Source organism: Enterococcus sp. GPZ-007, assembly GCF_059374735.1.
Genome location: NZ_JCAFYN010000042.1, coordinates 26,560 through 33,930, shown reverse-complemented (window position 1 = coordinate 33,930; position 7,371 = coordinate 26,560). Strand labels below are relative to the sequence as shown.

The window sequence follows — 7,371 nt, the reverse complement described above, 5'->3', positions numbered from 1 at the left end:
ATTTTTAGATATTTATGGTGAATTGAAATAATCATTAATCCAATGTCAGACGAATAATCTGATATTGGATTTTTTTGATTGGTCGACAGGTTGTAGCTAAAAATGCGACGTAAGTCTGATACTAAGCAAATCAGAAGGCTGGTATACTTTAGAAAAGAGCAAAAGGAGAAAAACATATGAAGGATTCAGATAAAAAAGTGAACATTGGTAGAAAGTTCTTCTGGGTTTTATTTTTTTTAGCATTTGCAATAACAGCTGTTACGAATTTGGCAATCGATCACCAATTTACTTGGTTTCGGATCGTTGGTAGTAGTTTAATTTTTGGTGGTACTTTATTGGACGCGCTGCTTTTCAGCAAGAATATCCGCTTTATTCACTTTAGTACGGTCTTTACAGTTTTGGTCATCCCTTACTTTATGGTGCTTGAACGAACAATCAATAATTACTTCTTAGACACTCCCGTTTTCTGGCTGAGATCAATTGGGTTGCCGATTGCATTGATTTGGATCGCTTACTTATGGATCAACATCGGCATTCGCAAAGTACTGCATTGGAATATGGGCTCTTGTCTTGGAGCTGCTTCTTTACTCGCGATTCCAACCGTACTTGCCACAAACGTGATCGCTAATCAAACCAGCGTCTACAATATTTTAGAAATGAGCTTTATTACGATTATCGTGCTACTAGCTTGTGGCGCGCTTGGATTGATTGCTGGACTTTTCATGCGGAAATATAATCGAAAACACTAAAATAGACATCTGGATTTTCTTAGCTGAGAATCCAGATGTCTTTTTTTGTGTAAGTCTTCCTGTTACTTTAGGTCAAGTACTCATTCGAGGTAATGCTGTTTTATTATTTTTGCCGCGGTCTGAGCACCCTTGATACGTTTCATTGATCGCTGCATTTCCAAGGCTTTTTCCCGGATTTCCCGTAACTGAAGCTTCTCAATACTACGTTCCAGGGTTTGCGCTGAAACCTTATTTTGGGTTAAGGCAATCCCATTTCCGAATTTTTCGCAATAGGCGACATTGACCTCCTGCTCATATTGCAGACCGATCCCGATAAAGGGTTTCCCCGCAGAACAGGCCGTTTGTACCGTTCCTTCCCCGCCGTGAATCACAGAAAAATCTACCAATTCAGAAATTTCCAAGGCTGGCAACCAATCAAAGATATGGATGTTGCGGGCAATAAAATCGTCTGGTAAATAGCGTTTGATCGGAGCGATCACTTCAAAGTCGGTTTGAGCAAAATAGGCCAGCACCTTCTCAATCAATGAGCGATTGCCCGAACTCCCCATCGCAAAATAAACAATTTTCTTATTGCTGGCTCGTGCTTGATCGATCACCTGATGCACCTCCACGGGAATCTCATAAGGCAAATGAGCGAAAATTGGACCAACAGATTGATAATTATCAGGAAATTCTAGCTCCGTTGTGAAGTTCGGATGGGTGGTGATTAAATTCAAATCGCCGTCCAACATATCTAATGTGTATTTAGGCAATTTCAATTGATAGCTTGCTGCAACTTTTTTAAAAGCGCTAGGCTTCCAGGTCAGCTTTTTAGCAATTCTAAGCATCACTCGCCATAGTCGCTTTTTATTGCCCAACTGACTAGGGATCACACAGCCTGCTTCATGATTGAAATGCGGCCGCGACATCGCTACAGGCTTGACGTAAACCAGCGGAATCTTGGCGATGCGCGCCGATAAGAAAATCGTTACATTGCTGCCAGTTACGATCACGCGAGGAGTCAGCTTTTCAATTAGTGCCAACTCACTCGCGACACGCTCAGCAACTAGCTCAGTGGTAAAAGGATTCTTCAAGCTTTTGCCTTGATCAAATTTCATGATCGCGGCTTCTTGTTCTGATGTCAGCTTCGGGCTCAGCAAAGAAACCTCGAAGTCCGCTTCTTCGATCAAATCCAGATACGTCTCGGAGAAACCGCAAAAAACACAATGATGGTTCCGCCGCATCACCTTGGCGATCTCGATCATCCGCGTCGTTTCCGCTAAATTGAAGGTTGCTGGTGCAAAAAGAATCGTCTCCATCACGAACCTCGCTTAATCTGCCAATGCTTGTTCAACGGCCTTTTGAGAATGGATTTCGGTGGTGTCAAAAACCGGAATCGAAACATCCGCTTGCCGGATCAGCAAACCAATCTCAGTACATCCCAGGATTACGCCCTCTGCTCCAGCCTTGATCGCCTCTTCAATTACCGCAATAAATTTTGCTTTAGAATCAGTCAAAATCTTGCCATGACACAATTCGTCAAAAATGATTTGATTCACGTTTTCGATCTCTGCTTCATTCGGAATCCATACATCGATCCCGCTATCGATGATTTTTTGCTTATAAAAGTCTTGGGTCATCGTATATTTTGTTCCTAAAAGGGCAACTTTTTTGATTTGATTCGCCTGCAATTCGGCGATCGTCGCATCCGCGATATGCAGGATCGGGATCGACAAATACTCAACAATCTGCGGCGCGACCTTATGCATCGTATTCGTACAGATCAACAGCAGATCCACACCCGCCTGCTCCAAGCTCCGCGCTTCTTTACCAAGAATCTCACCGCTTTTTTCCCATTTGTTGGCCACCTGACATTTTTCGATCTCTTCAAAATCAACACTCGCCAATTTGATTTTCGCCGAATGCAGACCGCCTAATTGTTGATTCACCAATTCATTGATCCGCGTATAGTAGGTCACCGTACTTTCCCAGCTCATCCCGCCTAATAATCCGATCGTTTTCATACTTCCACCTCGTCTTATTTAATTATTTCTCCATTATAACAAGAAACAGGAGGCGTATTCTATTTTTCGACGACAAAACAGAGGGTTTCTGATTCTGGTGTATAAGCAGTTCCGCGAATATCCCCGAATACTTCACTAGTGGCAAAACCAACAGCTTGTAATTCAGCTAAAACTTCTTCCTTGCTAAAAACAGTCTCCCAAATGAAAAATTCTTTGATTTTATCAGGATAAAGCAGATAATGCTGATCCAAATAGGTATTCGTTTCAGGATAACTTTTCTGAGCCGATAAATGTAGACAAGCGTCTTTTGTCCAAAAATTATCTTCCTCTAGCTGCCACATATTCCCAGCTTCAAACTTTGCGTATTTTTGAAGTGTAAACACATCAAATATGAAACGTCCGCCCTTTTTCAACGCGCCATAAACCTTTTCAAACACGCGTTTTCGATCCTCTGGTGAAAAAACACCTAGATCACAATAAATCAGAACGATCAGGTCATACACCTCATTTCCCAAATCAGCTTGCAAATAGTCTCCACATTGATAATCAATGATAGATCCTTTTTCCTGTGCTGATTTTTGCGCATGAGCAATACTCAACTCAGAAAAGTCGATCCCTTTTACATGGTAGCCCGCTTCATAAAATTTTTCGGCATAGATTCCCGGTCCGCAGCCCAGATCCAACAGCTTTGGATAAGTCTGTGCTGGACATTTTTGTGTTAACCATTCCATTGACTGGCTGATATACTCCGCATTTCTGGTGGCTCCGTCAAATTCAGTATCTAAGTGCGCCGCCAACATTTGTGGGGCTAAGTGTGTATCTAACCAAATTGAATCCTTGCTTTGACTAAAAATCGCTACATCTTTTTTAATGAATTCCATCATTTTCTATTCCTCTTTCTCACTGACGACAATCCAACAGACAACAAAAAAACATGAAAAAGCTCTGCACACCAAATAAACTGTCTTTTCTTGCGAAAATTTTCAGTTTATTCGATGTCAGATACTTTTCCACGTTTCACTAGAATCCTTCAATTGCGGAATGAATAGTGCGCCGGACCAAAATCGCCTCTTATCTTCTTTTTGTAATTGTCGTCAAATTAAGTTTAGCATAATTCACGGTTAGCTAAAAGCAGGTACCGGATGTCTTTTACTCAAAATATTATATAAACTCGTCCGAACCATTATAAAAGACCAATCATCTAAAAAATGATTGGTCTTCGTGAAATCAGACGGATGTTTGAATGGATTGATCCAATGCTTCTTCCAGCTGTTTGTATTGTTCTTCAGTCAAGTAAGGCTTATAGGTCCGTTTGAATTGTTCGATTTGCGCCTGGGACAACTGATTTCCGCCACTTCTGATAGCAGCTAATAAATCATTGAAGTCTTCTTCCGACACAAGTGAATTATTCTTTTGAGTATTTTCAAAGACTTTCTCGAACTCCTCCATCGACATCGTATCTGCTGATTTTGGCAACTCAACTTTTTTCTTTGATTCCTTCGCTTGATTGTTCATGGTCAAATCAAGTGAATATGTCGCGCCGTCATTTTTAGCAGCGATTTTCATCGTTGTTTTTTGTGAGTTCTTTTTCGTATTCAATGTCGTGGTTTGCTCATATTTTGTCAGCTCGTCAATATTATCTGCTAGTTCTTCAGCCGCTTTTTTCTCGTCTTTATTGCCATTTTCTTTGGCGTATTTAATGTAGCCTTGAATGTCTTTCTTCGTGAAGGTCCGTTTGATTGTGTCATCCTTCTTCTCAAAAGAATCAGATTCCAACGTGTCTAGGTAATCACTGAATAGCTTCGCATTGAAGCCATCAGCAAGCGAGTCCGTATCTGTCTTATTATCTGCCTGCTTTTTCATATCTTCTTCAGTCATATGGATGTATTTGCCATCCAACTGCTCCAGATCCTTCGCTTCAAATGAGAAGTCCGCATCGAATTCCTTCATGATACTCATCATCTCAGTCATGAAACCAGTGCTCAGATACATTGATTTCTTCTTCTGATCCATGAAAGAATCAATCGGGATCTTCTGACCTAACACATCAATGTTCATATTCATTGCGATCAGCTCTTTTTCACTATCTTTTAGATAGTCCCCTGAAATTTTTGTACCGCTGATCATTTTTGCTGCCATATCCATCGAAGCACGTGTTCGTGTATCTTCATCCTCACCTGTTATCGTCATTTTATCAATCACGATCGAGTATTTCCCGGCGTTCATTTCACTTTGCTTCGCCAATTCCGCGGTAAATTCCTTTTGTGTTTCCTTTTTACATCCGGCAAAAAAAACTAATGCCAACGCTAATACCATAACCAGGCTAAACTTTTTCATGTTGGTCTCCCCCATTGTGGAATAGAAATATTTTGGTCACTGTTCTTTTCTCCATCATATAGGTACAGAAACATTAATACAAATTTTTCTATCACAAAATACTCATTTATTTTTAAGATAGTAAAAATTTCTAATATTTCCTAACCTGATTACTAGCAAGAAGTATGATCGGCAGATAATTGAAAACAAAACTTACTCGCTGCCAAAAGCCCAGCTGCTGAAAAATAGTAAACTGATTCAGGAACGGGATACGAGCTAAGCCGTAAATGCTGGCAACCGCCAAACTTAGAATCAGTAAGACGAAATAATGACGACTTGTTTGGCGATTCCTCTGCTTTTTATAAATCAAATAGAGAAACAACGGGAAAAGCAAAAAGCCGGCATAGCCGATTCCCGAGCCAATATTATGGACCCACGTTGAGAAATTCCACTGTGAATCAGCCGTATCCACACTAAACACCCCCGTGAAAATACAATCGCCAATCCCATAAGTTCCGATCGCTGCTGTCGCTAACCAGGCTAAAGGTCGTGAAGTTTCTTTGAAGGTTGTGTAGATAGCAGGCAGCGATAGAACATAAAAACAGCCAGCCACCACCGACCAGATTAAAAAGGCGCTGCAAACCGGACTGCCAACATCACCAAACAAGCTCATCACAGCGGTCATCTGATTGAGTTCAGGATAAAAAATACCCAAAATATATGGTGTTAAAAAATCGGCAACGACACCTATTAATAAAAAGTGAAAGCCGTATTTCTTCAAGAAACCCAATTTTTCCATCTCCCCATTTCCTAGCTAAGACTATTTTAGCATTGAACATTTCAGCAAGAAAAAGATAGCCCCTGATCAATCCAGCAGATAATACATCATCCGCTGCGGATCATCATAAAAAACTTTGGTTTCCTTATACGCGATCGTCTCTTCCAACGACAAGGCTTCGATTCCTGCTTCCGAGAATTGATAGATCGTCGCATCCGGATATGCCATCAATATTGGCGAATGGGTAGCGATGATCAATTGACAGTTGGATTTTACTAGACGATGGATTTCTTGCAGCAGCGTGTATTGCCGACTAGTCGCCAGTCCTGCCTCCGGCTCGTCCAATAGATAAAAGCCGTCTTTGCCAAAACGATTTTCAATGATCGACAGCAGACCTTCGCCATGAGAGCGGGTGTGTAGGGATTGTCCGCCGTAAGAAGCATAGGCGAAGCCGCCCTCCATCGGATCACGCGACAACTCTTCCAATTCAGAAGCAACATTGTAATAGGTCTCCGAACGTAAGAAGAACTTGGTCTTTGGTATGGCACCTTTTCTGATTAAGCGAACGGCTTCATGCAAATCCGAATGACTATCTACCGTATGGAAATTAAAATTCTGACTACCGCCTTCTGGATTAATCCCATAGGCTACCGCGATTGCTTCTAAAATCGTCGACTTGCCAGTTCCATTGTCACCAGATAAAAAGGTCACTGGACGATCGAAAGTCAAACTCCCTTTTCGGATAATTTCTTTGATTGCAAACACATCAAAAGGATAACCCGTCTGATCCTTAATACTCACTAACTTCAGTTCATGAACAAACATCCTGTCGCCTCCTTCACTCGCTTCTTTTGTTATCCATCATACCTAAAAGCATCGGAGAAAAAAAGCCGATGCTTTCCATCGACTTTTAAGTAGTTTTATTCTATTTCTTGGATCATCCGCTTCAGGATTTCCAGCATCTTTTCCAAATCTGCAATAGCGATCGTTTCGTTTACTGAGTGGATATTTCGCATATTGGTGGAAAGGTTGACGGCTGCGATTCCCCGTTGGCAATAGATATTGGTGTTATTGCCACTTTCTAAAGCGCGGATCGTAAAGCTTTTGTCATCCTGCCTTGGACATTTGACTGACAGCAAACTCCAATAATACGATTTTTCTAAGCGCAAAAAAGTTCCAAGTCTTCCTTAGATAAGGCAAGACTTGGAACTTTCACTTAATCTGCAAGCAAACAATTGAGGGATTTTCCGTATTCTTGTACAACTGTATCGGCAATCTCCTGATCAATTTTTCCTTCTTTTTCAAGCTGCTGGATCATTTGAATGACTTTATCATTCTCTTTGCGTTCACTGATCCGAACCTTCTGAATAAGTTTGTCCAACTGCTTGCGCAGCGTTGGATAGCTTGCGGAATAGATCGTTGCTAATTTTTTAATAGATCCCGATGAAAGTATGAACAGCTTAACAAATTCAAGCTCCTCTTCACTTAACTCCGAAATCCACGTCGGTTCTGCATTGGTTCTCAT

General features: G+C 41.2%; 9 protein-coding genes. 1 reads left to right on the top strand and 8 read right to left on the bottom strand.

All coding sequences use genetic code 11. The features are described from left to right. The first annotated feature begins 176 nt into the window (after positions 1–176). Positions 177–749 carry a hypothetical protein gene (locus tag AC4J95_RS17125; RefSeq protein WP_494550910.1) on the top strand — a complete coding sequence of 191 codons (573 nt, stop codon included), beginning with the start codon at positions 177–179 and terminating at the stop codon, positions 747–749. Positions 750–829: 80 nt separating this feature from the next. Here the strand turns inward: AC4J95_RS17125 and AC4J95_RS17120 are convergent, their stop codons facing one another. From AC4J95_RS17120 to AC4J95_RS17085, 8 genes are all read right to left on the bottom strand, one after another. Further along, positions 830–2,047 carry a glycosyltransferase gene (locus AC4J95_RS17120; RefSeq protein ID WP_494550909.1) on the bottom strand — a complete coding sequence of 406 codons (1,218 nt, stop codon included), beginning with the start codon at positions 2,045–2,047 and terminating at the stop codon, positions 830–832. A 12-nt stretch (positions 2,048–2,059) separates the two neighbouring features. Next, positions 2,060–2,752 carry an aspartate/glutamate racemase family protein gene (locus AC4J95_RS17115; protein WP_494550908.1) on the bottom strand — a complete coding sequence of 231 codons (693 nt, stop codon included), beginning with the start codon at positions 2,750–2,752 and terminating at the stop codon, positions 2,060–2,062. Positions 2,753–2,811: 59 nt separating this feature from the next. After that, positions 2,812–3,636 carry a class I SAM-dependent methyltransferase gene (locus tag AC4J95_RS17110; protein WP_494550907.1) on the bottom strand — a complete coding sequence of 275 codons (825 nt, stop codon included), beginning with the start codon at positions 3,634–3,636 and terminating at the stop codon, positions 2,812–2,814. A gap of 343 nt (positions 3,637–3,979) precedes the next feature. After that, positions 3,980–5,089, bottom strand: a complete 1,110-nt coding sequence (locus AC4J95_RS17105; RefSeq protein ID WP_494550906.1) for a hypothetical protein — start codon at positions 5,087–5,089, stop codon at positions 3,980–3,982. A 130-nt stretch (positions 5,090–5,219) separates the two neighbouring features. Beyond that, a complete protein-coding gene (locus AC4J95_RS17100) occupies positions 5,220–5,858 on the bottom strand; it encodes a DUF998 domain-containing protein (protein WP_494550911.1) in 639 nt (212 codons plus the stop codon). A gap of 75 nt (positions 5,859–5,933) precedes the next feature. Continuing rightward, positions 5,934–6,671, bottom strand: a complete 738-nt coding sequence (locus AC4J95_RS17095) for an AAA family ATPase (protein WP_494550905.1) — start codon at positions 6,669–6,671, stop codon at positions 5,934–5,936. Positions 6,672–6,766: 95 nt separating this feature from the next. After that, the gene (locus tag AC4J95_RS17090; RefSeq protein ID WP_494550904.1) at positions 6,767–7,015 is read right to left on the bottom strand and encodes a hypothetical protein; all 249 of its coding nucleotides are present in this window, start codon (positions 7,013–7,015) and stop codon (positions 6,767–6,769) included. A gap of 47 nt (positions 7,016–7,062) precedes the next feature. Then, entirely contained in the window at positions 7,063–7,371 is a 309-nt protein-coding gene (locus tag AC4J95_RS17085; RefSeq protein ID WP_494550903.1) for a DUF2089 family protein, read from the bottom strand.

Excerpts from the sequence above, each read along its gene's own strand:
- AC4J95_RS17095 (WP_494550905.1), bottom strand. The coding sequence starts at position 6,671 with ATGTTTGTTCATGAACTGAAGTTAGTGAGTATTAAGGATCAGACGGGT.
- AC4J95_RS17115 (WP_494550908.1), bottom strand. The coding sequence starts at position 2,752 with ATGAAAACGATCGGATTATTAGGCGGGATGAGCTGGGAAAGTACGGTG.
- AC4J95_RS17120 (WP_494550909.1), bottom strand. The coding sequence starts at position 2,047 with ATGGAGACGATTCTTTTTGCACCAGCAACCTTCAATTTAGCGGAAACG.
- AC4J95_RS17105 (WP_494550906.1), bottom strand. The coding sequence starts at position 5,089 with ATGAAAAAGTTTAGCCTGGTTATGGTATTAGCGTTGGCATTAGTTTTT.
- AC4J95_RS17085 (WP_494550903.1), bottom strand. The coding sequence starts at position 7,371 with ATGAGAACCAATGCAGAACCGACGTGGATTTCGGAGTTAAGTGAAGAG.
- AC4J95_RS17125 (WP_494550910.1), top strand. The coding sequence starts at position 177 with ATGAAGGATTCAGATAAAAAAGTGAACATTGGTAGAAAGTTCTTCTGG.
- AC4J95_RS17110 (WP_494550907.1), bottom strand. The coding sequence starts at position 3,636 with ATGATGGAATTCATTAAAAAAGATGTAGCGATTTTTAGTCAAAGCAAG.